The sequence below is a fragment of the Flavobacterium collinsii genome (assembly GCF_946903285.1).
GTDB classification, from domain to species: domain Bacteria; phylum Bacteroidota; class Bacteroidia; order Flavobacteriales; family Flavobacteriaceae; genus Flavobacterium; species Flavobacterium collinsii.
This window is the reverse complement of sequence record NZ_OX336425.1, coordinates 2,197,452-2,222,879: the sequence shown is the minus strand read 5'-3', so window position 1 is coordinate 2,222,879 and position 25,428 is coordinate 2,197,452. Positions and strand designations below refer to the sequence as shown.

The window sequence follows — 25,428 nt, the reverse complement described above, 5'->3', positions numbered from 1 at the left end:
CTTCAGCTGGATGATAAAAATAAATTAAAACAAAGGGCTTTAGCCAAACTGTTACGTTTGGCTAAAGCCCTTTTCTTTTTAACTTCAAGAAACATCCAGCTAAAGCTGGACGCTATTGAATTTGCATTAAATACAAAATCCGACAGGCTTTAATCTGTCGGATTTGTTATAATATTTCAAAAGCTTAGAAACTTAGATTCTTAGTCCCTTAGCTCCTTAAAAAAAACTACTTCACGAAATCAATCGCTTTAGCCAGCGCCTCGCCAATTCCGTCAACATTTTTACCTCCTGCAGTAGCGAAGAAAGGCTGTCCTCCTCCTCCTCCCTGGATGTATTTTCCTAATTCACGAACTACTTGTCCTGCGTTTAGGTTTTTCTCTGCTACAATTTCTTTAGAAATGTAGCAAGTTAACATTGGTTTTCCTTCCTGTGCAGTTGCGAAAACTACAAACAGATTATTATAAGAATTCCCCAATTCATAAGCCAAATCTTTTGCTCCTTCCGGATTTAAATCTACTTGTTTTGCTAAGAATTGAACGCCATTGATTTCTTGCAATTCTTTAGCCAAATCACCTTTCATGTTTTTGGCTTTATCTTTCAATAGTACTTCCAGTTGTTTTTTCAACTGAATGTTTTCTTCCTGTAAAGACTGGATCGCTTTTACAGGATCCTGAGCATTTTTCAAAGTCTCTTTAATTTCATCATAAGAAAGCAATTGAGACTCAAAATAGTCTTTTGCAGCTTCGCTGGTGATTGCTTCAATTCTTCTGATTCCTGCTGCTACAGCTCCTTCCGAAATAATTTTAAAATGCCAGATATCTGAAGTATTTGCTACGTGAGTTCCACCGCATAATTCGACAGAATCTCCAAACTTAATCATACGAACCAAATCTCCATATTTCTCTCCAAACAAAGCAATTGCTCCTTCTTCAAGAGCCTGATCTTTCGAAATTGCTCTTTTTTCAATTAAAGGCAAACTCTCGCGAATTCTTGCATTCACAAAATTCTCTACTTCTTTCAATTCCTCATCAGATACTTTTGAGAAGTGAGAAAAGTCAAAACGCAAAGAAGCATTTCGAACCATAGATCCTTTTTGCTCAATATGCGTTCCTAATATTTTGCGCAATCCCTGGTGCAATAAATGCGTAGCCGAGTGATTTGACGATGTTTTTGCTCTTTGATTAGCATCAACAACAGCATTAAAAGTTCCTGTTAAATTTTCAGGTAACGATTTTGCCAAATGTATGGTTTGGTTGTTCTCTTTTTTAGTATCGATAATGTAAACGATATCGCCATTTTGAGACTCCAAATATCCTTTATCTCCGGTTTGTCCTCCGCTTTCTCCATAAAACGGAGTTGCATTGAAAACTAACTGATAAATTTCACCATCTTTTACACTATCTACTCTGCGGTACTTTGTGATTTTCACCTGATGCGATAATCTGTCATACCCTACAAATTCCTGAATATCATCTTCTACAAGAACATTCCAGTCACCGGCAGTTACTTTTGAAGCTGCACGGGAACGTTCTTTTTGCAATTGCAGTTGCTCCTGAAATCCTTTTTCATCTAATTTCAACCCCTTTTCAGAAAGAATTAAAGCAGTTAAATCAATAGGAAAACCATAAGTATCATACAATTCAAAAGCTTTTTTACCATCAATAGTGTCTCCTGAATTGTTTAAAATCACAGCATCTAAAAGTACTAATCCCTGATCAAGCGTACGTAAAAAAGAGTTTTCTTCTTCACGAATCACATTCGAACAAAGTGCTTTTTGAGTTCTGATTTCCGGGAAAGAATCTCCCATTTGTTCACTCAAAGTTTCTACCAATTTATAGATAAAAGCTTCTTTTATATTTAGGAAAGTAAATCCGTAACGAATGGCACGACGCAAAATTCGACGAATCACATAACCAGCACCCGTGTTAGACGGTAACTGTCCATCAGCAATAGCAAAGGCTACCGCACGAACGTGGTCTGCAATTACACGAATCGCAATATTTACTTTTTCCTCCGCTTCATTTGATGCTTTAACGGTATATTTTGCTCCGGTGATCGTTTCAATTTCTCTAATTAAAGGCATGAAAACATCGGTATCATAATTCGATGTTTTTCCTTGTAACGCCATACACAAACGCTCAAATCCCATTCCGGTATCAACGTGTTGTGCCGGAAGTTTCTCTAACGAACCATCAGCCTTACGGTTGAATTCCATGAATACATTATTCCAGATTTCAACTACTTGTGGATGATCGTTGTTTACTAAACTTTTACCAGAAACTGCTGCTTTCTCTTCCGGAGTACGTAAATCAACGTGAATTTCAGAACAAGGTCCGCATGGCCCCTGATCTCCCATTTCCCAGAAATTGTCTTTTTTATTTCCAAGAATAATTCGATCTTCATCGATTAATTCTTTCCAGATATCCCAAGCTTCCTGATCAAACGGAACATTATCCTCTTTACTTCCTTCAAAAACCGAAACATAAAGGTTCTCTTTTGGAATTTTATATACTTCTGTCAGTAATTCCCAAGCCCAGTTGATTGCTTCTTTTTTGAAATAATCTCCAAAAGACCAGTTTCCTAACATCTCAAACATGGTGTGGTGATAGGTATCGATACCTACTTCTTCAAGATCGTTATGTTTTCCGGAAACACGAAGACATTTTTGCGTATCGGCAATTCTCGGACTTTTTGGAGTTCCGTTTCCTAAGAAATATTCTTTAAACTGGGCCATTCCCGAGTTGTTAAACATTAAGGTTGGGTCATCTTTAAGTACAATAGGAGCTGATGGCACAATGGTGTGTCCTTTACTCTCAAAAAAATCTAAAAATTGTTTACGTACGTCTTGTGATTTCATATTAAAATTAGAAAATGTGTCAATTTGAAAATGTGATAATTAATTAAAAAATATGTAAATCTGAAAATGTGATACTTACCTCTTTTTAGCACAAAAATTAAAGTTCAAAACAATAAATTTCGCATTTAAGGCATTATCTAATTATCAAATTGACACATTATCTAATTGTTCTATTCTTGAAAAAAAGCTTCGAACATCATGAAACATTTATTAAATTTGTTCGACTAACTTATTTTACAAGCTGCAAAAATAGGGTATTTTAAAATATGGCGAAAGTAAAATATTATTACGACTCAGAAAATCTGGCTTATACGAAAATAAAGACCCGAAAAAGGGCTAAAATTGGTTATGCTTTACTATTTTTATTGGCTTCGGCATTGTTTGGCTTTTTAGTTTTTATCCTTTTAATCAATACTCCTTACTTCGAAACACCAAAAGATCGTTTACAGGCACGCGAAATTGAAAACCTGAAATTACAATATGCCATTTTGAACAGAAAAATGGATGAGATCGATGCTGTAGCGGAAGCATTAGAAAATAGAGACAATAACATATACAGAGTTTATTTCAATAAAGCCGAAATTCCGGATTCTCTTCGAAAAGCAGGTTTTAGAGATTATCGAAAATACAAAGATTTAGAAGGTTACAATAATTCTCAGTTGGTTTTAAACACCACAAAACGAATCGACCGTCTCTCTAAAGAGTTGGCCATTCAGTCCAAGTCTTTAGATGAAATTCTAAAGCTGGCAAGTACAAAAGGCAACTTATTACTCGCGATTCCGGCAATTCAGCCTGTACGAAACGAGAATTTAATACGTATGGCTTCGGGTTTTGGATATAGAACCGATCCATTTACAAAAGTTCGAAAAATGCATAACGGAATGGATTTCACCGCTAAAACGGGTTCTCCAGTTTATGCCACAGGGGATGGTGTTGTAGATCGGGCTGATAATTCGGCTTCAGGATTTGGAAATCATGTGGTCATCAGGCATGGTTTTGGCTACGAAAGTCTGTATGCGCATTTAAGCAAATACAATTGCAGACCAGGCCAACGCGTAAAACGAGGCGACGTTATTGGATATGTGGGAAGCACAGGAAGATCTGAAGGACCACATTGCCACTATGAAGTACACAAAGACGGGAAAGTCGTAAATCCGCTAAACTTCTATTACGGTAATATTTCGGCAGTAGAATATGTAGCCATTTCACAAATGGCGAACCAGGAAAATCAGTCATTAGATTAATACTGCAAAAAGTAGTATTTTTGGAATAAAATAGAAAATTAAGAAACATGCACATTGAGCTTTCAAAGGATAAACGATATTTTAGTATTGGCGAAGTAGCCAAGGCTTTTAATGTCAATGCATCATTGATTCGGTTTTGGGATAGCGAATTTGATATTTTGAAACCTAAAAAAAATGCCAAAGGCAACAGAATGTTTACGCCCGAAGACATCACCAACCTACAATTAATCTATCATTTGGTTAAGGAAAGAGGTTTTACGCTCGAAGGCGCCAAAACACATTTGAAAGAAGGTCAGAAGAAAACATTAGATAAATTCGAAATAATACGTAAATTAGAGACCATAAAAACTCAATTAACAGAAATTAAGAACGAATTATAATTGAAAATAATTTTATAAATAAACTTAAATTAAAATAAACATGAAAAAAGGATTAATAATTCTTGGGGTTGTAGTTGTAATAGTTATCGGATTATATAGCTGGGCAAGTGGCATCTATAACACTGCCGTAACACTTGACCAAAACATAAAAGAAAGCTGGGGAAATGTTAATACTGCTTATCAAAGAAGAAATGATCTTATCCCAAATTTAGTTAACACAGTAAAAGGATATGCTCAACATGAAAAAAGTACCTTAACAGCTGTTATCGAAGCTCGTGCTAAAGCTACGGGAATTACAATTGACCCATCAAACGTTACTCCGGAACAGTTGGCTGCATTCAATTCTGCACAGTCAGGAGTTTCTTCTTCTTTATCAAAATTATTGGTAAGTGTCGAACAATATCCAAACCTCAAAGCTGATGCAAGCTTTATGAAATTACAGGATGAACTGGCTAGTACTGAAAACCAAATCTTAACTGCCAGGACTCGTTTTAATGAAGCTGTTAAACCTTACAACAATAATATTAACACTTTCCCAAGAAATATATTAGCGGGGATGTATGGCCTTAAAGAAAAACCATACTTTGAAGCGGTTGCCGGAGCGGAAAAACCAGTTGAAGTAAAATTCTAAAAATTAGATTTAATATTTTGATTAACGATTTTAGACTGCAGATTAATTCTGAGAGCTAAAATCGTTAATCTTTAACTCAAAAATAATTTCAATGTCAAAAGTAGAAGATTTTTTATCCAAAGAAGAAGAACAAGATATTGTTGAAGCTATTCGTGTGGCCGAAAATAATACTTCTGGCGAAATTAGAGTACACATAGAACAAACAACTTCTAAAGCTCCTTTTGACAGGGCTTTGGAAGTTTTTCATGAATTGAAAATGCACGAAACCTCACTTAAAAATGGGGTTCTGTTTTACTTTGCCGTAGCCGATAAAACTTTTGCTATTTGCGGAGACAAAGGTATAAACGATGTGGTTACTGTCGATTTTTGGGATTGCACCAAAGATGCCATGATTCTACAATTTAAATCGGGAAAATTTAAACAAGGTATTGTCGACGGTATATTAAATGCCGGCGAACAATTGAAAAAGTACTTTCCATGGTCTGAAGGGGACACCAACGAATTATCAAACGAAATATCAAAAGGATAGACAATGAAAATTTTCAACAATACAATCTCAAATTCCAAAAGATTTTTTCAGCTTACCTTTTTGTTTCTAGCATTTTTTACCTGCAACGGTATTTTTGCACAATTTACAATTCCGGAAAAACCAACTTTACAAACTTCAGTCTACGATTATGCCAACATTCTAAGCGCAACTGAAAAAGCACAGCTTGAAGAAAAACTAATTCGTTATTCTGATTCGACTACTACTCAAATTGTTGTGATTACAATCGAGAGTTTAAAAGGTGAAGATGTAAGTCAGCTAGCGACCAAATGGGGACAAACCTGGGGAATTGGAGGAACCGCGAAAGATGATAATGGTGTTATTATTCTGCTGGCAAAGAACGAGAAAAAAATTGCTATAAATCCCGGTTACGGTCTCGAAGACCGACTGACTGCAGGAATTGGAGGAACAATAATCCGAAATATAATTATTCCGGAGTTCAAAGCCGGAAGTTTTTATAATGGTCTTGACAAAGGAACAGATGCTATCATTGACGTTTTTAAAGGGAAATTCAAAGGCGAACGCAAGCAAACCAAAGGAAAAGATTTTCCTATACTGCCTTTTATTGTAATTGTTGTAATTGTATTAATTTTACTGTCCCGAAATAAAAGAGGGGGTGGAGGTAATTCAGGCAATAATGGCGGAGGCGGCCCTAGTCTTATGGATGTAATTCTACTAAGTAGTCTTGGCAGAAGCGGCGGAGGCGGATTTGGAGGCTTTGGCGGTGGATCATCCGGTGGCGGAGGTGGTTTTGGCGGCGGTTTTGGCGGCGGAGGCTTCTCTGGGGGAGGTTCAAGCGGAGGCTGGTAGAGGAAGTTGACAGTCGCAGTCGCAGTTTTTTAGTGATAATTTACGGCTTACATTTCACAACTCACATTTTACAAATTTATAATTCAAAAATAGATGTTATCACATAAAGCAAAATATGCCCTTAAGGCCTTACTTTATTTAGCAGAACAGGAAGAAAATCACATTTCAAGAACTATTGAAATTGCTGATGGAGCCAATATTCCTAAAAAGTTTCTCGAACAGATTTTATTAGATCTGAAACGAGGACGTTTTGTGAGCAGTAAGCAGGGAAAATTTGGTGGATATTATCTGATTCGCTCCAAAAACGATATTACTCTGGCAGAAATTCACCGTTTATTTGACGGTGCAATTGCGCTATTACCTTGTGCCTCTTTAAACTTTTACGAACCTTGTTCAGATTGCAAAACCGAGGAAGAATGCAGTCTTAGACACGGTTTAATGATCATCCGTGACGAAACTCTTAAAGCAATGCAAGGCATCACAATCGCCTCATTGGTAAAGAAATAAAAAAATATTTTTTAATTCCTAGTAAATCGATAGAATTTATATATATATTTGCAAAAAATAATTCACAAACCATTTCCAAAATTTTAACTATGAAAATACATTTACAACCAATCGATGTATCAAAAAATCTTTTGCAAAGAAATTATAATATTCAATTCACTACGGTGAAAAACAATTCTTCTACAATGTGTATGTGTTGGTAAAAAAATTTTATTTTAAATTCTACTAATCACATATACTTAATATAAAAATGAAAAATTCGATAAAAAATATACTTACAGTTCTCTCTATTTTTACTTTCTCCATATCATTTGCACAAAACATAGAAGGTGTTGTTAAAACAAGTGAAAATATTCCATTAGAAGCAGCAAATATTGTTATAAAAGGAACAACCTCAAATACTACTTCAGATCAAAACGGAAAATTCAGTATTGACAGCAGAGGAAAACTTCCTATAACTCTATTGATTCAATATGTAGGATACAAAACTACCGAAATACAACTTGACGATTTACCGACAGCTCCTTTACAGGTAACTATTAAAGAAGAAAACGAACTTATCGAAGTAGTGGTTTCTTCAAGACGAAGAATCGAAAAAGTACAGGACGTCCCAATCGCCATATCAGTAATTACAGGTAAACAAGCAGAACAAACCGGAGCTTTTAACGTGAACCGTATTAAAGAATTAGTTCCCTCTGTACAATTATATTCTTCAAACCCAAGAAATACCGGAATCAACATTCGTAGTCTTGGTTCTCCTTTCGGACTTACTAATGACGGAATCGATCCAGGGGTTGGCTTTTATGTAGATGGTGTTTATTATGCCCGTCCAGCCGCAACTACTCTTGACTTTATTGATGTAGATCAAATCGAGGTTTTACGAGGACCGCAAGGATCTTTATTTGGTAAAAATACTACTTCAGGAGCTTTCAACATTACAACCCGCAAACCAAGTTTTACAAGTGGTGCTGACTTTGAAGTTAGTTACGGAAATTATGCTTTTCTTCAGGCCAAAGCATCCGTTACAGGAGCATTAGGTAAAAAAGTAGCTGGTCGTATCTCCTTTTCAGGTACACAACGCGATGGTTTGATCGACAATGTGGCAACCGGAAGACCTACAAACAGTTTAAACAATCAGGGAATTAGAGGTCAATTGCTTTTTACTCCATCTGAAAACACAAATATTATTCTTGCTGCCGATATCACAACTCAGCGTCCAGACGGATACGCACAGGTTGTTGCAGGTGTTGCACCAACACAAAGAGCTGCTTACAGACAATTTAATGCAATTATTAAAGATTTAAATTATCAGCTTCCAAGTCAAAATGCTTTTGACCGAAAAATTGATCACGACACTCCGTGGCGTTCAGGACAAGATATGGGTGGTGTCTCTCTTAATGTCGATACCAAAATCGGGGCAGGAACACTTACATCAACTACTGCATGGCGTTTTTGGAACTGGGATCCATCAAATGACAGAGATTTCACAGGATTACAAGTTTTGGCCAAATCTCAAAACCCAACCAGACAAACACAATTTACTCAGGAGGTACGTTATGCAGGTCAGCTGACTTCTAAAATTAGTGGTGTTGTGGGCGCTTTCTTTATTGACCAAACTTCTCAAACAAACGGAACAGAAGAATCCGGTAATGCACAATGGAGATTCTCTCAAAGCAGTACTAGTCCGTTATGGAAAACTCCGGGACTGTTTGAAGGTTACGGAATTAAAACAGATGCCAGAATCAGAGCTTCTAGTGCTGCCGTTTTTGGCCAAATTGATTGGGCTATTACAGAAAGATTACACGTATTACCAGGTTTAAGATATAACTTTGACAAAAAAGATGCTAATTACAGCCGTACAACCTACGGTGGTCTTCAAACTACCGATCCAGCTTTACTAGCTCTTAAAAAATCGGTTTACTCTGATCAGTCTTTTGCTTCTAATACAGACAATACCGATTTTTCGGGAAACATAACAGTATCCTACAAAGCTTCAGACAAAATCAATGCTTATGCTACATACGCTAAAAGCTACAAACCGGTGGGTGTGAATGTTGCCGGACTTCCAACAGACTCAAAAGGATTGCCATTATTAGATCTTGCCGTCATTAAACCTGAAAAAGTGAATCATTATGAGGTTGGAGTAAAAACTTCTCCGTTTAAGAATTCAGTATTCAACCTGACTTTCTTTAATACGGAAATCAAAGACTTTCAAACGAATGTTCAGGCTGCTGAACTTGGTGTAAACCGTGGCTACCTTGCCAATGCCGATAAAGTACGTGTAAGGGGTGCTGAGCTTGATGCAAGCTTTGTTTTTAGCCAACACCTGACTGTAAATGCAGCTGCTACTTATACAGATGGAAAATACATTAAATTTACGAATGCACCACTTCCACTAGAAGAAACCGGAGCGCCTGTAGCCTTTAAAGATGTTTCGGGAACAGAATTACCAGGTGCTTCAAAATGGGCAGGGTCTTTAGGTGGTGAGCTTTCTGACAATGCAAAATTCTTCGGAAACAAAGGAAAAATCTTCTTAGCGGTTGATTCCTACGCACGTTCTAAATTTTCATCAAGCCCTTCAGCTTCAAAATACTTAGTAGTACAGGGATACGCTATTTTCAACGCTCGTTTGGGATTCCGTGCATCAGAAGGATTATCTGTTCAATTCTGGGGAAGAAACCTTTTAAACAAAGATTACTACGAGCAATTGTTACCTGCGGGAGGAAATTCCGGGCAATATGCAGGAGTAATTGGTGATCAAAGAACTTACGGAGTAACTTTGAAATATTCATTGTAAGCAGTTAGTTAATTTTCAATACATCAAACGAGGCCGATTCTTAAATCTGTCTCGTTTTTTTATTTTAGATTGCTGATTTAAGATTTTAGATTTTTTCTGAAAGTTGAAACTTCTATTCTTTATCAATTTGGTTAAAGTCTTTAATTCCGAACAAAGCACAATTTCATTATGTTAAACTTTTTTAAAATAAAATTAATCTACAAAACTAAACCTGTGGTTGCGGAGTTTCTTGCTGAGATTTCTAATCTCTCTAAAAATGAATTTCCTAGCCCCGATAGAAGTGGAAATCCTTTTGTGGCGGGGTTCGCCACAAAAGATTGGAACGGATAGCGGGATTAGCTCCTGAAAAAAAGATTTATTTTTACCACAAGTAATTAAAATGACAACCGTATGGGTGATTGAAATTAATAAAAAACGTCTCTATGTAAAAAAATCTTTGTCCCTTTTGAATCCTTTAGACCTTTATTAATCCATTCTCTGCCTTCTCTTCCCTCCTTTTTCAGCACCTGCAAAATTTCCTATTTTGTAGCTTACTGAAATCATTATGTAACGTTTCAAAACCGTATTTTCTTCATCTCGAATTGAGGTCGCCGAAATCGTTCTGGTGGCACTTTGATTCTGATTTAAGACATCATAAACTTTTACCTTAGCATATACTTTCTTATCAAAAAAACCATAGGACAAACTGGTATTCCAGAGATAAAAATCCTTTTTGAAATTGTCTGAAATACTTGAATTATAGGTGTAGCCAAAATCATTTCCAAAAATTAAGTTAGCAGGCCAGTAACTTGTCGTTTGCAAATTGACTCTGTGCACTACATTTGAACTGGCATCTCTCGAAGAGTTCTCGTATTTGGTTTCGTTGTAAGACAAACTATAGGTGGGAGAAATAATAAGCAACTCACCGTATTCATAAGTAAAATTGATTTTTGGAGTAATCGCTGTTGATTTTGCATTGTACAATACTGCATTTGTAAAACCCTTATCGAAGGAATAACTTCCATTTAATCCGAAACCATATCTAAAAAGATGTGCCTCTTTTTTAACGGACTGATTCCAGTTTCCGCCAATCGAAGTCGTATAAGTTCCTGAGATATTAGCATAAGTTGTGGTTCTTTTTCCGCTGCCATCATAAATTGAAGTCGAAACCACATCGTTGTTGTAGTAGTCCCCTTTTACATACAGACTGTAACCGGAACGGGTTCGGAAATCATAGTCTCTGAAACTAAAATTAGCACTGCTTTTTTCTATAAGATTTAAATCAGGATTTCCTGTAATTGTATTCAACGGATTGGTTAAATTTAAGACCGGCAATAACTGAACCGCCGTAGGAAGTGCATTCGAATAATCATACTTGAATGACATATTTTTCGAACGACTAAATTTATAACGAATCTGAAAATCGCCATAAGGCAAAACGTATCGTTTGTTCAAATCGGTAGCATTGTTCAGATATAGAGCGTGGTTGTCAAATTCTACAATTGCTGTATGGGAATTTAAATTGACTGTAAACTTCCTCTTTTGCCAGGTTAGTCCAACTTTCGGGCTGAACGAATTTTGCTTTGAAGCAGTATAATTTGTCAAAGACGCATTGAGATCCGAATAAGACTGTGTTGCATCATCAAAATCAAATGTTTTTGCATCTTTAATTTCTTTCGTCCAGTTAAAATTAGATCCGAATCTTATTCGCAAAGAATCTGTTACCGGCTCTGTATATTCAAGTTCAAGCGAATACGTATCACTCTTATTATTGTTTAAACTCTTCTGATTCCTGTCGTCATTAGGTTTGCTGTCCTGATAAAAAATAGTTTGAGAAAGGTTTTGCACCTCATTATCAGTACTGGTATTGTTGCTGTCAAAAGAAAGATTAAAATTGCGGTGTTCCTTCTTGAACCTCTTATTAAAATTTATAGTGTTCCCTAGACTGGTATTTGTACTTTCTGAATAGGATTTAGCATTACTTTCATTCAGCGAATTTCCATTCTCGTCTTCTGAAAAACTCGAGGAAGACGAATTACTGTTCGATCGCGACTGATTCACTTTTGGTATAATTACCAATCGGCTTGTCGGATCAATCGCATATTCTAATTCAAAATTCACATTGTTCCCCGTGTTTTCATTTCTTGTTTTAGAATCAGAAGATGTAGCAATATTTCCGGTGGGTAAAAAACTAACCTGATCTGCCTTGCTATCGTTATTAGTAATCGAATTCGAAAAATTATAACTTCCCGCAGCCATCAAACTTTTCGACCAATCATCAGAATAATTAAGCCCTGCGAGATTCGATTGCGTAATTCCTTTACTCCCTCCTGAATTTCCGCTGCTGCCCCTGCTATTTCGTCCGCCACCCATATTATCGAATACTTCATCCATTGCGAAACCGGTAGAATTAATATTGTTAGAAGAAGCCAGCACGCTTATTTTTTGTTTGTTATTAAAAAAGTTCAGAAGCAGACTGCTTTCGTATCGTTCATCAGAACCATAACCGCCCAGTATTTTTCCAAAATAACCTTTATTTTTCTTTTCGTCGATCGTAATATTGATACTCGAAAAATCTGAAGTCGACTCCTGTTTGGAAAGTTCTTCTTTCTTTGTTTTAAAATCAGACACTTGAATTTTTTTGATTATTTCGGCGGGAAGGTTCTTCAATGCTATGGCACCGTCTTTATTAAAAAACGTCTTCCCGTTTACCAGAACTTGATTGACTTCTCTCCCGTTCACCGTAACTTTACCATCAGTTGCGACATCAAAACCCGGCAATTGTTTCAATAAAGTTTCTACATTCGAGTCCGGACGCACCTTATACGATGCTGCATTAAACTCTAAAGTATCTTTTTTAATGGTAATAGGTGGAGCTTCGCTTTTGATCACGACATCCTTTAAAACATTTACATTTTCAAGCAAATACAATTTTCCAAAATCTTTACTTTCGGGAATACTTTTTTCCTCCTCAAAATAAGGCTGATAACCCATATAGTTTACCTTCAAAAAAACAGGTTTGTCGTACTTTTTGGTCTTAATGCTAAAGGCACCATTTTTATCCGTTGTTGCATATTCGATTACCGTAGAATCTTTAACGGTTGTAAAGTAAACGGTAGCCAGCTCAAGTGGCAATTGGGTATTGATATCTACGATGGTTCCTTTAAGCACAATGTCATTCTGTGCACTTGCCGAATAGCAAAAAAGGAAAGCAATCAAATAGTACAAAAATTTGGTCATGAAAATGGTTTGTTAGAAACAGTAAGACTCCAAAAGAGTTAAAAGGTTTATTGTGAACGAAACATTCAGTCAAATATTATCCCAGTAAGCCTGGCAAAAATAGTACGAATTGACAACAAGGCATAAAAAAAGCCCTCTTTTAGGAGGACTTTTACTTTTATTTCTCTCTGATATAAATATCGATTGGCACTCCTGCGAAATCCCAATTTTCTCTAATCTTATTTTCCAGATAACGTTTGTAAGGTTCTTTAACATATTGTGGCATGTTGGCAAAAAATACAAACTGAGGCGTTTGAGTTGGCAATTGCATACAATATTTAATTTTCACATACTTCCCTTTTGTTGCCGGTGGCGGATAAGCTTCAATTACTTTCAACATGTATTCGTTGAATTTTGAAGTCGCAATTCTTTGTTTTCTATTTTCAAAAACCTGAACAGTAGCTTCTAATGCTTTCAACAAACGTTGCTTGGTTAAAGCCGAAACGAATAGAATTGGCACATCGGTAAAAGGCATTAATTCTTTTTTGATTTTCTCTTCGTAATCGCGAGTCGACATGGTATCTTTTTCTACCAAATCCCATTTGTTTACTAAGATCACGACTCCTTTGCGGTTTTTCTCTGCCAGCCAGAAAATACTCTGATCCTGACCTTCAAAGCCACGGGTTGCATCGATCACCAAGATACAAATATCAGCATGCTCAATCGCACGAACCGAACGCATTACCGAGTAAAACTCTAAATCTTCCTTCACTTTAGCTTTACGACGGATTCCCGCAGTATCAACTAAATTGAACTCAAAACCAAAACGGTCAAATTTTGTATCAATTGCATCACGGGTTGTTCCTGCAATATCGGTTACGATATAACGATCCTGACCAATCAAAGCGTTGATAAAACTAGATTTACCAGCATTTGGACGTCCTACAACAGCAAAACGAGGCAAATCTTCTTTAACTTCAACTTCCGGTTTCTCCGGGAATGCATCAATTAAAGCATCTAACAAATCTCCAGTTCCGCTTCCTGAGATACTTGCAAACGTAAAATAATCTCCTAAACCAAGATTATAAAACTCAATTGCATCTTTCTCACGCATTGCGTTATCTACTTTATTTACAGCCAATAAAACAGGTTTTGTTACTTTACGCAACAATTTCGCCACTGTTTCATCCATTGGTGTAATTCCTTCTTCTACATCAACCACAAAAATAATAACATCTGCTTCATCGATAGCAAGCTCTACCTGTTTGCGGATTTCACCCTCAAATACGTCGTCAGAACCGCGAACGTATCCACCGGTATCAATTACAGAAAACTCTTTTCCGTTCCACTCGCTTTTACCATAGTTTCTATCACGGGTCACCCCAGATACCGAATCTACAATAGCTTCTCTTCTTTGTATCAGCCTATTAAAAAGGGTTGATTTCCCTACATTAGGTCTTCCTACTATCGCAACAATGTTATTCATTTTTTTGAATTTTAGATTTTGGATTCTAAATTTTAGCTTTTTAGTTTCCTAAAATTCTATCACTTATAAATCCAAAATGCTTTATTTTAATTTTTTGCAAAGGTAGTCTTTTTTTGTTTGCAGTCACAGTTTTCAGTATTCAGTAAAAAAACTGATAAAATTGTGACTTTAAACTTAAAACTGACTCCTTTTTGCAGGAGCTATTCCTGCTATTCAGGACTAGGATTCAGTTGCCAGTATCAGTTTTCAGTTTTACACTAAACGATTTTCATATCAAAACTGAGACTGAAATCTGCGACTGAAAACTCTTTTATTGATTATACCCGAATCGTTTCAGCATATTGGCATTGCTTCTCCAGTTTTTGTTCACTTTTACAACTAGTTCAATGTGAATTTGTTTTCCAAAGAATTTCTCCAGATCGGCACGAGCTTCAGTACCTACTTTTTTCAAAGCTGCACCTTTATGTCCAATAATGATTCCTTTTTGAGTTTCGCGTTCTACCATAATAATCGAACGGATTCTGATAATATTTTCATCTTCGAAAAACTCCTCCGTCACGATTTCAACCGCATACGGAATCTCTTTGCTATAGTTCAATAAGATTTTCTCACGAATAGTCTCGTTTACAAAGAAACGTTCCGGTTTGTCTGTTAATTGATCTTTTGGATAATAGGCTGGAGATTCTGGCAACAATTCAATGATTCTACCAAAAACTTCCGGTACATTAAAATTCTGTAAAGCCGAGATTGGGAAAATTTCAGCATTTGGCACTTTTGCCGTCCAGAATGCTACTTGCTCCTCTAACTGTTCCTGATTTGAATTGTCGATTTTGTTCAACAATAGTAAAACCGGAATTTTAGCGTGGATAATTTTATTAAAGAAAGCTTCATCTTTTAAGTCCTGCTCTCCTATCTCGACCATGTAAACTAAAATATCAGCATCTTCAAAAGCCGATTTTACAAAGTTCATCATCGACTCCTGCATTTCATAAGCGGGCTTGATGATTCCGGGAGTATCCGATAATATAAGTTGAAAATCTTCGCCATTCACGATTCCAAGAATACGATGACGGGTTGTTTGTGCTTTTGATGTAATAATCGATAATCTTTCTCCAACAAAGGCGTTCATCAATGTTGATTTTCCAACGTTTGGATTCCCGATGATGTTTACAAAACCTGCTTTATGTGACATTTGTGTTCTATTTATTTTGCAAAGGTAGTCATATCAACTCAATACAGAAAATAAAACATTTTTTAATGTTTTCGTTGGATTTCTCAAAAATCGGCGTATCTTTGCACCCGAAACATCGCGGGATAGAGCAGTAGGCAGCTCGTCGGGCTCATAACCCGAAGGTCACAGGTTCGAGTCCTGTTCCCGCTACTAAGTAAAACACCACTTGAAAAAGCTGGTGTTTTTTTTATTTCAAAATAAAAACTAGCAGGCTCATATCCGCCGCGGCGGACAAAGGTTCGAGTCCTGTTCCCGCTACTAAAACAAAGCTTCAGAGAAATCTGGAGCTTTTTTGTTTTGTTCACGAACGGGACGCTCGAGCCAGCTGGGAGATTGAACAATCTATTTTTTCATTTACCAAATCATCCCAAATGCAAAACCATCTTTCCATTAAACCTATTGCCCAAATCCGTTATAGTAACTGTTATGCCCAGTTATTCTCGTTATTTGGTAGGTTTTGAAGTTGCCGTCGGTTTAACTTTTTCTTCAAGAATATCTATTACACTTTTCTTCAAATCATCATATTTTAAGTTGTCATTAAAACCAATGTTAAATGTTGAATGTGTATCTCCTTTTGTTAGGCAGAGTAAATATTTTACTCCACCTTGCTCTACTGAAATTGGAGAATATTCTGTCTGAATTCTATATTCAACTTTATCGTTTTGATTTACAACATAGAACAAATGTTTGTTATATATGTCTTTTGAACCTTGTTCGTATCTTTCGAAAACTTGGATTAATTTGTCATTCCATTTGAATTGGTCGAAACAAAACATATCTTTTAAATTGTCTTTTAATTGTTTTTTCTTGTGTGCTTCATACAGTTTATCTTTGTATGGTTTTGCTTTGTCATACTCTTTTCTATAATAATATATTTGAATAAGTTTAGCATAAGTGTGATAGTCTTCGGAATCTAATTGCAAAAGTTCAACAAAAGCGGGTTCAGCTTTTTCATAGTTACCTTTTAGAGATTCAAGAAGTCCAATGTTAAATAATGCATTTATGTATGAATTAGATTTTTTGTCAATTTTTGATTTTGCTATATAAAATGCCTCTAGAGCTCTATCGTTATTTTTCTGGTCAGAGTAAATTTGAGCTATAAATGAATAAGGTCTATCAGGGCAATTCTTTTGTTCCGTAGCCTTTTTGTATGCTTCTAGTGCTAAGTCTATTTTCTCTAAATTATAATAGGAATCTCCAAGTCCGCTATAAAACTCTGCATCATCCGATTTTAGATTAATTGCTGATTGAAAACTTTTTACAGCATCATCATATTTTTGCATATAATTTAAAGTGGATGCCTTAATATAAAATGATGCAGGGTCTTTCGAATCTTTGTCTATGGAGAAATTCATAAACTTAATACAGTTATTATCGTCTTCTTTCATATAATAAGCTAGTCCAATATAGTACAATGATTTTGCTGAGTAGTCTTTAGATTTAGAAGCGTATTGCTCAACAATTTTGTCGAATTGTTTATTGTCAGATAAAGTTTTTAGCTCTGTAGTTAGTTTGTCTTGAGCAAAAATTGTCAAGTTAGAAATTGTCAGAATGAGTGTTACTAAAATGTTCTTAATTTTCATTATGTGTTATTATGTTGTTATTTTTATAATTGGACATAACGTCCCGCTACTACATCTGGTTTGAGGCTAAATCAAGCTCATTATTTGGATTTACCAAATCATCCCAAATACAAAACCATCTTTCCATTAAGCCTATTACCCAAATCCATTTTAGTAGCTGTTATATGCCGTTTTTTTGTACTTCATCTAGCTTGTATAATACTATTCCAATTAATGCTCCACTTAAAAGCCCACCAATATGAGCTGCATTGTCAATTCCTCCTGTCAAACCCCAAAGTAAATTTATACCTACATAAATTCCAATCATTATTAAAATTCCTTTTTTATCACCCACCGGAAAAGCATTAGTTAAAAGTAGTCCCAATATTGCGCCATAAAGTCCAAAAATTGCGCCTGACGCTCCAACACTTGTTGTGTTAGAATACCACCAAATACTAGCTAGACTTCCACAAAGTCCGCAAAGAATATACAAGATGAAATACTTTTTTCGCCCAAGTAAAGGTTCTACAAAAATTGCTGCAATTACAAGCCCAGAAATGTTCAAAATTAAGTGCATAATACCTCCGTGCAAAAACATACTCGTCAATAATCTCCACCATTCTCCACCAGTTGTTTCAAGTCGTCTATTTCCGCCCCATTCAAGTAATTCTATTCCGTTTGGAGATATTATATCAATTCCAGAGAAAACCATTAATAAAAACACAAGAATATTTAAGTCTAAAATTACTGAAGTTGCAAAATGGTCTCCTTTCGGGACAAGGTAATTAAGCATATCAACCAAGTCGTCTTGTTTTTGCTTTTTACCCGATAAAAACCTTTTTCTTTCTGTTTCACTATATCGAGGCCAAATTAAAGAAAATAATAAAACACCTATACCAATACCAAATGAGCCAAAAATCCAAGCAAATTTGTTTCCATTTCTTTCTTCAAATTTTTCTTTAATTGGCTCTAAGACGATAAAATTTTTATTTGCTTTTTGCTTTATTCTCGATTCAATAGCTTTTAAATAATTTATTCGGTCATCAGATGTTGGTATTCTTTCAAAATGATCTAATGACTGAAAATCATATTTATTCATTTTCTCAATACATTCAGCATAAAACACTTCATATTTATTTTCTTTTTCTTCATTACTAATTTTATTACTAATTTGTTCATTAAAATCTACACCATACCAATATTTTGGAATTGTATTGATTTTTTCTAATGTGTTTTTAACGATTGGCGTAACGAAGAATATGTGAAAATTAAGATATTGATTGTATTTTCCACTCTGTCTGAAGTCAGTATATGAGCCTCCATAATATTTTGCAACAGAAAATTTTTCAACCTTATAATATCTTGATTTTTCTACTTTTTCTATATCGGTAATTGTCGATAATTTTTGGAGTTTACCAGTTGCAGTTGTTAAATAACTTTGTGAAACCATAAGACAAGCAATGATTGTTCCAGCTGATAAAATTTGGAAAAAGAAACGTCCATTATCGTTGTCTTTTTTAAAAATTAGAATTCGGAATCTAGGTCTTAACCAAATTAAAATTGGTATCCAAGGTAATCCCATTGGAAGCCATAAACACCAAACTTCTTCTTTTATGTCAATAATGTCATATTGAATAACAAAAATCCAACGAAAAAGATAAAGTCCAACTATTGTCGAAAAAGCAATTATGATAAATGTCGGGAGTATGTGTTTAAGCTTTGTTAAGTATGTTTCCAATTTTCTGCTTTTTGTAAATTTTTCTGGTTTTCGCTTATGATGGCATATAACATCCCCTACTAAAGAGGTTTTAGGACTAAATTAAGCCCTATTTTCGGATTTGCCAAATCATCGCAAATACAAAACTATCTTTCCATTAAGCCTATTGCTCAAATCCGTTGTAGTAGCTGTTAATAGGTTATATTTACAAACGAATTTTGGAAAGTAAACTATAAATAAGACTTAACTCCGCCGCGGACAAAGGTTCGAGTCGCCGCGGCGGCGAACTACTAAAGCAAAGCTTCAGAGAAATCTGGAGCTTTTTTGTTTTGTTCACGAACGGGATGCTCGAGCCAGCTGGGAGGTTGAACAATCTATTTTTTCATTTACCAAATCATCCCCAATACAAAAAAACTTTCCACTAAGCCTATTGCCCAAATCCGTTGTAGTAACTGTTAGTGGCTGTTCTTGTTGATTTCTTTTTTAGATAATATTATTAAGATTAAAATATTGCAAAGTAAAATGTAATACCCATATCTTATGTTATTCATAATAACAATTCCATATTTGGCTAGAAGTATTAGCATTGAACAGATCAATAATCCTAAATTTAATAATGAGAATATATAAACTTTAGTTAAACACTCTTTTAAAGCGAAAAATAACACAAGAATGGATAACAAAATAAAAAAAGTAAAACATAATGTTGGAAAAAGTGTCCAATCTTTAAAATCTTCAATTGCTAATTTGCGAAAGCCAGAAAATCCCAATTCATAGGCATTTTCTGTCCATTGTTTTCTCACTTGCTCCAATTCAAGATTTCTTTTTTGTTGGGCCAAATGATTTAAAGAATCATTTTTAAATTTTAGAGTTTCGGCACTTAAAGTAGAATCAATAATTATTTCGTCTTCATGGTATCTTTTAGGGATTGAATCATCTGAACACGTTTGAAAGCACGGAAATGTGCAAACAATAAATATAGAAATAGAAAAAAATTTAATTAGTTTCTTCATACTGAATTTGTTTGGAATAGCCACTAACATCTTGCTACTGCAGCGGGTTTGTGACTAAATTAAGATCATACTTCTGATTTACCAAATCACCCCAAATACAAAACCAACTTTCCATTAAGCCTATTACCCAAATCCGTTGTAGTTGTAGTTGCTGCTATGCCTTCGGTTATTTCGCTACAATTATTTTCGGTTTCGCTTCCGCACTGATTAAGCAGGAAGTTTTTTTTAATATTCTCTGATATATATTGAAAGCAGTTTTAGTGTAAGTTCAAATTGAGCTTACTCCTCCTAAGAGTTTCAGCTCAGTTTGCTAGTTTTTAAATCTGATTGTGACGTCAAATTTAATCTTTACAAACTTCCTTACTATCCTTAGAAGTAAGCTTACTCCAAAAATTGTCAACATAAAATGCGATTATTTTTTGTCGGTAAGCGACCAACCTCTTACGGTTTCCGATAAACACTTTGTTATTCACCAATTAATCAAAAGTAAAACAACAAGCCTTACTCTGGTTTGATTAATTGTTACGTTAGCGGTCAATTAACGCAGGTACTTTCAATATTTTTAATGAACTTAATTTGTAATATTTTGGTTTAGTTCGTTTTTTTAACTGAGGCATAACGTTCCGCGGCTTCACGCTGTAGCGGCAAATTTAGCAAAAAATATTACAAGAAAGTCGAAATAGGAATGAACTAAGTATTTTCCAAGAAAAACAAAACGAGCTATGGCGTGAAACCGCTGTTGGGCAACGTTTTATTTTAATTTAAAAAGTTTCCAGAGATCAAACTTTCCCTTTTTTTCAATTTTTATTTTGTCGTTTGACTTTTCAAATGGGTTTTCAAATGTGATTATTTCAACTTTGTCGGGTCTATTTTTTACTACAGTTCCGTAACGATTTGGCCAGTTTGAATTAATTTTCTCAAACTTACCAATGGATAACATTGTCTCTAGTATTGTTATACCATCTTTGTAATTATCATTTATCACTAGTGGGATTGGAAAATATCCAGGAGTCGATTTTATGTATTGAGTGAAGAAATAAGGATCTAGGTCACCAAATTCTAATCCAAAGACAATAGGAACTTCAATATATTGATTTGTAACAACATTTTCAAAGCTACAGTGAAAACCATGAAAAAAGAATTTCCAATTATTCATTTTTCCACTTTGCCCATTTTTTTGCCAATATTTGACAAAAGCTAAATAGGGAAGTTCATTTGAAATGTCAATCTTTAAAAACCCTTCTAACTCAAAGATTAATTGGGTAGCAAGTTCTCGATACTCTAAAGCACATTTCTCAAAGAAAACTTGATTTACTTCAACTTCTTCCGGAGTTATTAATTTTTTGTTTGAATTGTCCAATTTCTTTCTTAAGTGAATGTCGTCTAACGTCCCGCTACTACAACGTGTTTGGGACCAAATTAAGCCTATTCTTCGGATTTGCCAAATCTTCCAAATACAAAATCATAATTAAATTAAGCTAATTACCTGCTACGCAAAGTCTCCTGACTTTGCATTTTTAACCTTTAGTTCTCATAAACCTTAAGCTGTATAAATCTCCCGACTTTCCTTAATTCTATTTATATTAATAGTCATTTCCAAATTACATCTTCTACAAGAAAACTTAATCACTTTGCGGGTGCTAAGTCAGAGACATTCGAACAGCGTTGCAGATGAACACTTCGCATAGCGGAGGTGCGAAGTTAGAGACACTTGCACAGCTAGTGCGACAAATTTATTTTTTATAATAACTCTTCGAAGAGCGGGTATTATTGGCTTGCTTAGTTAGCCATTTTATAATTATTGATAAATTCAAATTGCTTATTCTTTTTTCTCTTTCTAAAAACTCTATACTCCCAGGATTTCTGTTTTTTTGAAATTGAATCTCCAACATATAATTTGAATGTATCTAAAACTGTAACGTGAATTTCTAAATCATTAACTAAAAAATATTCGCAAGTCCTTTTTTGCCAGTTGTTACTATCAATAATTTTCGATTCAATTTTAGAATTATAAAATCTTTGTCTTTCTCGATTTCCAATAAAACTAAAAATGCATAATATAATAAAAGGTATGGCTAATATAAAGAAGGATCTTTTTTTAAGTTTCATTTTATTTACTGCAAAATTTAAAAGTTTTCATCCTCAAAGTTTTGAAATGTCTGTAACTACGTCCCAGCACTACAAGCGGTTTACGGGTTTTGAAACTGAGTATTTTCGGCTTAACAAAAATAGATATAAAAACGATAATTCCACTAAATTAGTAAATCGCTTGTAACGGTGGTTGTAAATGTTAGTAGATAGGCCATATATCTTCAATTTTGTGTGTTTTTTATTCTGCTACTTTTTACCAGATTATTTTCTGAATTTATAATTTCGGTTAAACAATTGTAATATATTTTTTCTTTGTCTTTCAAGATTAACCCCGCTGCGCATTCTATGATAAAAAACAAATAATATCATTAAACATTTTAAAAAGCGAGAAGTTTTCTCTATTTATTTTCTATAAATTTGACTGTATTTACAAAAACAAATCTGCTATACTTTTAGCAAACACTTCTAAATTATTCATCTTAAATATAACCAATGTCTACTCTTTATCAAAGCCCAAGAATTATTATTCGCGAATTTTTATCTCAAGAGCAACAAACATTTTTGAATCTTTTTAAAGACAATCAAGTTACACAATACCTTCCTGATACTTCACCAGAAAGATATGTAGAAATGTTTAATGAATTGCTTGAAAACTATGAAAAGAAAAATCTTAGTCGATGGGCGATATTTGACACTACAAATAATAATTTCGTAGGAATGTGTGTTGCTCGTATTTTTATACATAACATAAGCCAAATAGAAATTGGCTATGTACTCAGTAGGGAATATTGGGGAAAAGGTATTGCTACAGAAGTATGCAAAGCAATAACACAATATAGTTTTGCAAATACAAATACAAAAGAAGTTGTAGCCGTAACAGATCTCAATAACACCGGATCACAAAATGTACTGCAAAAAGCCGGATTTGAACGATTAAATAATCTAATAAGAAATGAAGAAGAGCTAGCTTATTTTAAGATAGAAAGATCATAATCTCATTTCTGTTGAATATGCAAAACCCGCTACGTAAAGTCTCCTTACTTTACGTTTTTAACCTTTAGTTCTCATAGACCTTAAGCCTCTATAAGTCTCCCGACTTTTCTTAATTCTATTTATATTAATAGTCGTTTCCAAATTACATCTTCTACAAGAAAACTTAATCACTTTGCGGGTGCGAAGTCAGAGACATTCGCACAACGTTGCAGATGAACACTTCGCATAACGGAGCAACCAGAAAATAATTAAAAACTTTTACCAGCGCTAAGTTTTGCAAATAAATAACATACTTTTGGATTAACTAAAACCTTATTTATAAAACTAAAATATGAGAAAAATTATTGTAAGTGTGTTTGTTCTAAGTCAATGTTTTAATGTACATGGACAATCGATAGATAAAATTATTACGAATAAGGAAGTAACTCGCATAGAGAAAATACTTTCAGCAGATGATATGCAGGGTAGAAGAACTTTTACTCCCGGTATCGACAAAGCATCAGCCTTTATAGAATCGGAGTTTAAAGAAATTGGTTTGCAAACTTTCAATGCAGCAACGAATTACAGACAAGAATTTTCGATGACTGACTCGAAAGCAATTTCTTCAAAAATCACTATTGACGGCAAAGAAATAAATAATAATCAAGTTGTAACATTCTCCTATCTTCCTCAGGTTTCTTTAACTGAAAAAAGCGATATTTCTGTTGTAAAAATCAATAAAGGGGATAACATTGGCGAGAAATTTAATGAATACTACAAAAGTCCGAAAAATCTTTTGGTACTAGTTGACCCTTCATTTGATAAGGTTTTACCGAATATTCAACATATTGATCGAATAACTGCTAATCCTGGGAACAATACCATTATGTTTGTTTTTGGTACCCCAGAAGCGACCACTTTTTCTGTTGAATTAACGAATACAATCTCCAAAAAAACATTGAATAATGTTGTTGGAATATTACCCGGAAAAACCAAACCAAATGAGTATGTGATTTTTTCAGGACATTATGATCATTTAGGAGTAGGCTCTCCTCAAGAAGGTATCCCGCATCCTGCAACAGATTCTATTTACAATGGCGCCAATGATGATGCCGCCGGAACAACAGCAGTAATTATGCTTGCAAAATATTTTAAAAAACAAAACAACAACGAGCGTACTATTATTTTTACCACATTTACAGCTGAAGAATTAGGTGGTTATGGAGCCAAATATTTTTCTAAACAGCTTGCGCCAGAAAAAGTGATTGCGATGTTCAATATTGAAATGATAGGAACAGAATCTAAATGGGGTAAAAACTCTGCTTACATTACAGGTTACGAAAAGTCGAATATGGGGCAGATTTTACAAACTAATTTAACCGGAACAAGCTTTAAATTTTATGCAGACCCTTATCCGGAACAACAATTATTTTACCGTTCAGACAACGCTACTTTAGCCAAACTTGGAGTTCCTGCTCACACCATTTCTACTTCAAAAATGGATAACGAACTCAAGTATCATACGGCCGATGATGAATTTGAAACGTTAGATATTGATAACATGACCCAAATAATAAAATCAATTGCACTAAGCTCTTCTTCGATTATTAGTGGAAAAGATACGCCAACAAGAGTTAACACTACTCAATTAAAACAAAGCAAGTAAATTATTGCACAGGCTCGAGTCTTCGTCGCGACGAACTACTAAAACAAAAGCTTCAGAGAAATCTGGAGCTTTTTTATTTAACCATCTTTGCCAAAGTTTCATATGTTTACGAACGAGACAATCATACCGACGTAAAGCAATTTTCAGTGTATATAATTTCCAAAATCTAAAATCAATGATTTATTGTCAGAATGGATAAAAAGAACTCTGACTAAACTTCCATCATTAGTATCAATCAAATATTCATAACTAGTTACAATCCACAAGTCCGTCAGATCAAAAATGTTCCTTTTTACTTTCTCTACTAATTTAGTTAAGTTGTCAATATGATAATTACTTTTGAATATATCAGGCGCTTTGTTAAATGTAGCTAAATGGTCAATACACCATGAAAAATTTTCATTTATCCTCTCTTTAATGCTATCAACATTTTTTCTTGTTGGCTGAATCTTGTTTATAAAAAAAAATTCCGTGCCGCTATTGTTTGGAGAAGGAAATATAAATCGATCTTGGTCATCCAGTCTTTTATCGATGCTAATTCTTATGTCTATAATTGACGGATTATAACCGTCTGACAATACACTCATGAAGTCAGAAAATAAACAAATTGAATTCTCCAATAACTTTATCCGAATCAATTCATCTTTATTAATTTCCATATACTTATTCAAATTACTATTAACTTCCATAAATATGTATGACAAACTTCATACTTAATC

At 34.6% G+C, this 25,428-nt stretch carries 18 protein-coding genes and 1 tRNA gene; 10 read left to right on the top strand and 9 right to left on the bottom strand.

From position 1 onward, the window contains the following. Positions 1 to 226 precede the first annotated feature (226 nt). Complete coding sequence (gene alaS / locus OGZ34_RS09675; protein ID WP_263362894.1) at positions 227 to 2,857, bottom strand: alanine--tRNA ligase; 2,631 nt, start codon at positions 2,855 to 2,857, stop codon at positions 227 to 229. 266 nt (positions 2,858 to 3,123) lie between these two features. Between alaS and OGZ34_RS09670 the strand changes: the two genes are divergently transcribed. From OGZ34_RS09670 to OGZ34_RS09640, 7 genes are all read left to right on the top strand, one after another. Beyond that, complete coding sequence (locus tag OGZ34_RS09670; RefSeq protein WP_173964660.1) at positions 3,124 to 4,101, top strand: M23 family metallopeptidase; 978 nt, start codon at positions 3,124 to 3,126, stop codon at positions 4,099 to 4,101. Between the two features lie 47 nt (positions 4,102 to 4,148). After that, on the top strand, positions 4,149 to 4,481 hold the full coding sequence (locus OGZ34_RS09665; protein WP_263362893.1) for a MerR family transcriptional regulator: 333 nt from the start codon (positions 4,149 to 4,151) through the stop codon (positions 4,479 to 4,481). A gap of 40 nt (positions 4,482 to 4,521) precedes the next feature. Then, positions 4,522 to 5,112: a LemA family protein gene (locus OGZ34_RS09660; protein ID WP_263362892.1), complete on the top strand. Its 591-nt coding sequence runs from the start codon at positions 4,522 to 4,524 to the stop codon at positions 5,110 to 5,112. A gap of 91 nt (positions 5,113 to 5,203) precedes the next feature. Then, positions 5,204 to 5,641: a TPM domain-containing protein gene (locus tag OGZ34_RS09655; RefSeq protein WP_173964657.1), complete on the top strand. Its 438-nt coding sequence runs from the start codon at positions 5,204 to 5,206 to the stop codon at positions 5,639 to 5,641. 3 nt (positions 5,642 to 5,644) lie between these two features. Next, positions 5,645 to 6,469, top strand: coding sequence for a TPM domain-containing protein (locus OGZ34_RS09650; RefSeq protein ID WP_173964656.1), 825 nt, complete (start codon positions 5,645 to 5,647; stop codon positions 6,467 to 6,469). A 93-nt stretch (positions 6,470 to 6,562) separates the two neighbouring features. Next, positions 6,563 to 6,976 carry an RrF2 family transcriptional regulator gene (locus OGZ34_RS09645; protein ID WP_173964655.1) on the top strand — a complete coding sequence of 138 codons (414 nt, stop codon included), beginning with the start codon at positions 6,563 to 6,565 and terminating at the stop codon, positions 6,974 to 6,976. A gap of 250 nt (positions 6,977 to 7,226) precedes the next feature. Further along, positions 7,227 to 9,773, top strand: a complete 2,547-nt coding sequence (locus OGZ34_RS09640) for a TonB-dependent receptor (RefSeq protein ID WP_173964654.1) — start codon at positions 7,227 to 7,229, stop codon at positions 9,771 to 9,773. Positions 9,774 to 10,238: 465 nt separating this feature from the next. Here the strand turns inward: OGZ34_RS09640 and OGZ34_RS09635 are convergent, their stop codons facing one another. The 3 genes from OGZ34_RS09635 to era all read right to left on the bottom strand — a co-directional run bounded on the left by OGZ34_RS09635 (position 10,239) and on the right by era (position 15,649). Then, a complete protein-coding gene (locus OGZ34_RS09635; protein WP_263362891.1) occupies positions 10,239 to 12,992 on the bottom strand; it encodes an outer membrane beta-barrel protein in 2,754 nt (917 codons plus the stop codon). Between the two features lie 157 nt (positions 12,993 to 13,149). After that, positions 13,150 to 14,457: a ribosome biogenesis GTPase Der gene (der, locus tag OGZ34_RS09630; RefSeq protein WP_017498805.1), complete on the bottom strand. Its 1,308-nt coding sequence runs from the start codon at positions 14,455 to 14,457 to the stop codon at positions 13,150 to 13,152. 310 nt (positions 14,458 to 14,767) lie between these two features. After that, positions 14,768 to 15,649 (bottom strand): GTPase Era, encoded by an 882-nt coding sequence (gene era, locus OGZ34_RS09625; RefSeq protein ID WP_041517423.1) that lies wholly within the window; start codon positions 15,647 to 15,649, stop codon positions 14,768 to 14,770. Positions 15,650 to 15,765: 116 nt separating this feature from the next. Between era and OGZ34_RS09620 the strand changes: the two genes are divergently transcribed. After that, positions 15,766 to 15,838: transfer RNA gene (locus tag OGZ34_RS09620), tRNA-Met, on the top strand. A gap of 293 nt (positions 15,839 to 16,131) precedes the next feature. Here OGZ34_RS09620 and OGZ34_RS09615 read toward each other — a convergent pair. From OGZ34_RS09615 to OGZ34_RS09600, 4 genes are all read right to left on the bottom strand, one after another. After that, positions 16,132 to 17,271: a tetratricopeptide repeat protein gene (locus tag OGZ34_RS09615; protein ID WP_263362890.1), complete on the bottom strand. Its 1,140-nt coding sequence runs from the start codon at positions 17,269 to 17,271 to the stop codon at positions 16,132 to 16,134. A 160-nt stretch (positions 17,272 to 17,431) separates the two neighbouring features. Then, positions 17,432 to 18,988: a rhomboid family intramembrane serine protease gene (locus OGZ34_RS09610; RefSeq protein WP_173965842.1), complete on the bottom strand. Its 1,557-nt coding sequence runs from the start codon at positions 18,986 to 18,988 to the stop codon at positions 17,432 to 17,434. A 434-nt stretch (positions 18,989 to 19,422) separates the two neighbouring features. Continuing rightward, entirely contained in the window at positions 19,423 to 19,980 is a 558-nt protein-coding gene (locus tag OGZ34_RS09605) for a hypothetical protein (RefSeq protein WP_263362889.1), read from the bottom strand. A gap of 751 nt (positions 19,981 to 20,731) precedes the next feature. Next, complete coding sequence (locus OGZ34_RS09600) at positions 20,732 to 21,340, bottom strand: DUF6896 domain-containing protein (protein ID WP_263362888.1); 609 nt, start codon at positions 21,338 to 21,340, stop codon at positions 20,732 to 20,734. Between the two features lie 1,223 nt (positions 21,341 to 22,563). Between OGZ34_RS09600 and OGZ34_RS09595 the strand changes: the two genes are divergently transcribed. Both OGZ34_RS09595 and OGZ34_RS09590 read left to right on the top strand, forming a co-directional pair. Further along, positions 22,564 to 23,064 carry a GNAT family N-acetyltransferase gene (locus OGZ34_RS09595; RefSeq protein ID WP_263362887.1) on the top strand — a complete coding sequence of 167 codons (501 nt, stop codon included), beginning with the start codon at positions 22,564 to 22,566 and terminating at the stop codon, positions 23,062 to 23,064. 331 nt (positions 23,065 to 23,395) lie between these two features. After that, entirely contained in the window at positions 23,396 to 24,709 is a 1,314-nt protein-coding gene (locus OGZ34_RS09590; protein WP_263362886.1) for a M20/M25/M40 family metallo-hydrolase, read from the top strand. A gap of 143 nt (positions 24,710 to 24,852) precedes the next feature. Here the strand turns inward: OGZ34_RS09590 and OGZ34_RS09585 are convergent, their stop codons facing one another. Beyond that, complete coding sequence (locus tag OGZ34_RS09585; RefSeq protein ID WP_263362885.1) at positions 24,853 to 25,368, bottom strand: hypothetical protein; 516 nt, start codon at positions 25,366 to 25,368, stop codon at positions 24,853 to 24,855. Between the last annotated feature and the right edge of the window lie 60 nt (positions 25,369 to 25,428).

Coding starts and splice junctions, on each gene's coding strand:
- alaS (WP_263362894.1), bottom strand. CDS start 2,857: ATGAAATCACAAGACGTACGTAAACAATTTTTAGATTTTTTTGAGAGT.
- OGZ34_RS09670 (WP_173964660.1), top strand. CDS start 3,124: ATGGCGAAAGTAAAATATTATTACGACTCAGAAAATCTGGCTTATACG.
- OGZ34_RS09665 (WP_263362893.1), top strand. CDS start 4,149: ATGCACATTGAGCTTTCAAAGGATAAACGATATTTTAGTATTGGCGAA.
- OGZ34_RS09660 (WP_263362892.1), top strand. CDS start 4,522: ATGAAAAAAGGATTAATAATTCTTGGGGTTGTAGTTGTAATAGTTATC.
- OGZ34_RS09655 (WP_173964657.1), top strand. CDS start 5,204: ATGTCAAAAGTAGAAGATTTTTTATCCAAAGAAGAAGAACAAGATATT.
- OGZ34_RS09650 (WP_173964656.1), top strand. CDS start 5,645: ATGAAAATTTTCAACAATACAATCTCAAATTCCAAAAGATTTTTTCAG.
- OGZ34_RS09645 (WP_173964655.1), top strand. CDS start 6,563: ATGTTATCACATAAAGCAAAATATGCCCTTAAGGCCTTACTTTATTTA.
- OGZ34_RS09640 (WP_173964654.1), top strand. CDS start 7,227: ATGAAAAATTCGATAAAAAATATACTTACAGTTCTCTCTATTTTTACT.
- OGZ34_RS09635 (WP_263362891.1), bottom strand. CDS start 12,992: ATGACCAAATTTTTGTACTATTTGATTGCTTTCCTTTTTTGCTATTCG.
- der (WP_017498805.1), bottom strand. CDS start 14,457: ATGAATAACATTGTTGCGATAGTAGGAAGACCTAATGTAGGGAAATCA.
- era (WP_041517423.1), bottom strand. CDS start 15,649: ATGTCACATAAAGCAGGTTTTGTAAACATCATCGGGAATCCAAACGTT.
- OGZ34_RS09615 (WP_263362890.1), bottom strand. CDS start 17,271: ATGAAAATTAAGAACATTTTAGTAACACTCATTCTGACAATTTCTAAC.
- OGZ34_RS09605 (WP_263362889.1), bottom strand. CDS start 19,980: ATGAAGAAACTAATTAAATTTTTTTCTATTTCTATATTTATTGTTTGC.
- OGZ34_RS09595 (WP_263362887.1), top strand. CDS start 22,564: ATGTCTACTCTTTATCAAAGCCCAAGAATTATTATTCGCGAATTTTTA.
- OGZ34_RS09590 (WP_263362886.1), top strand. CDS start 23,396: ATGAGAAAAATTATTGTAAGTGTGTTTGTTCTAAGTCAATGTTTTAAT.
- OGZ34_RS09585 (WP_263362885.1), bottom strand. CDS start 25,368: ATGGAAATTAATAAAGATGAATTGATTCGGATAAAGTTATTGGAGAAT.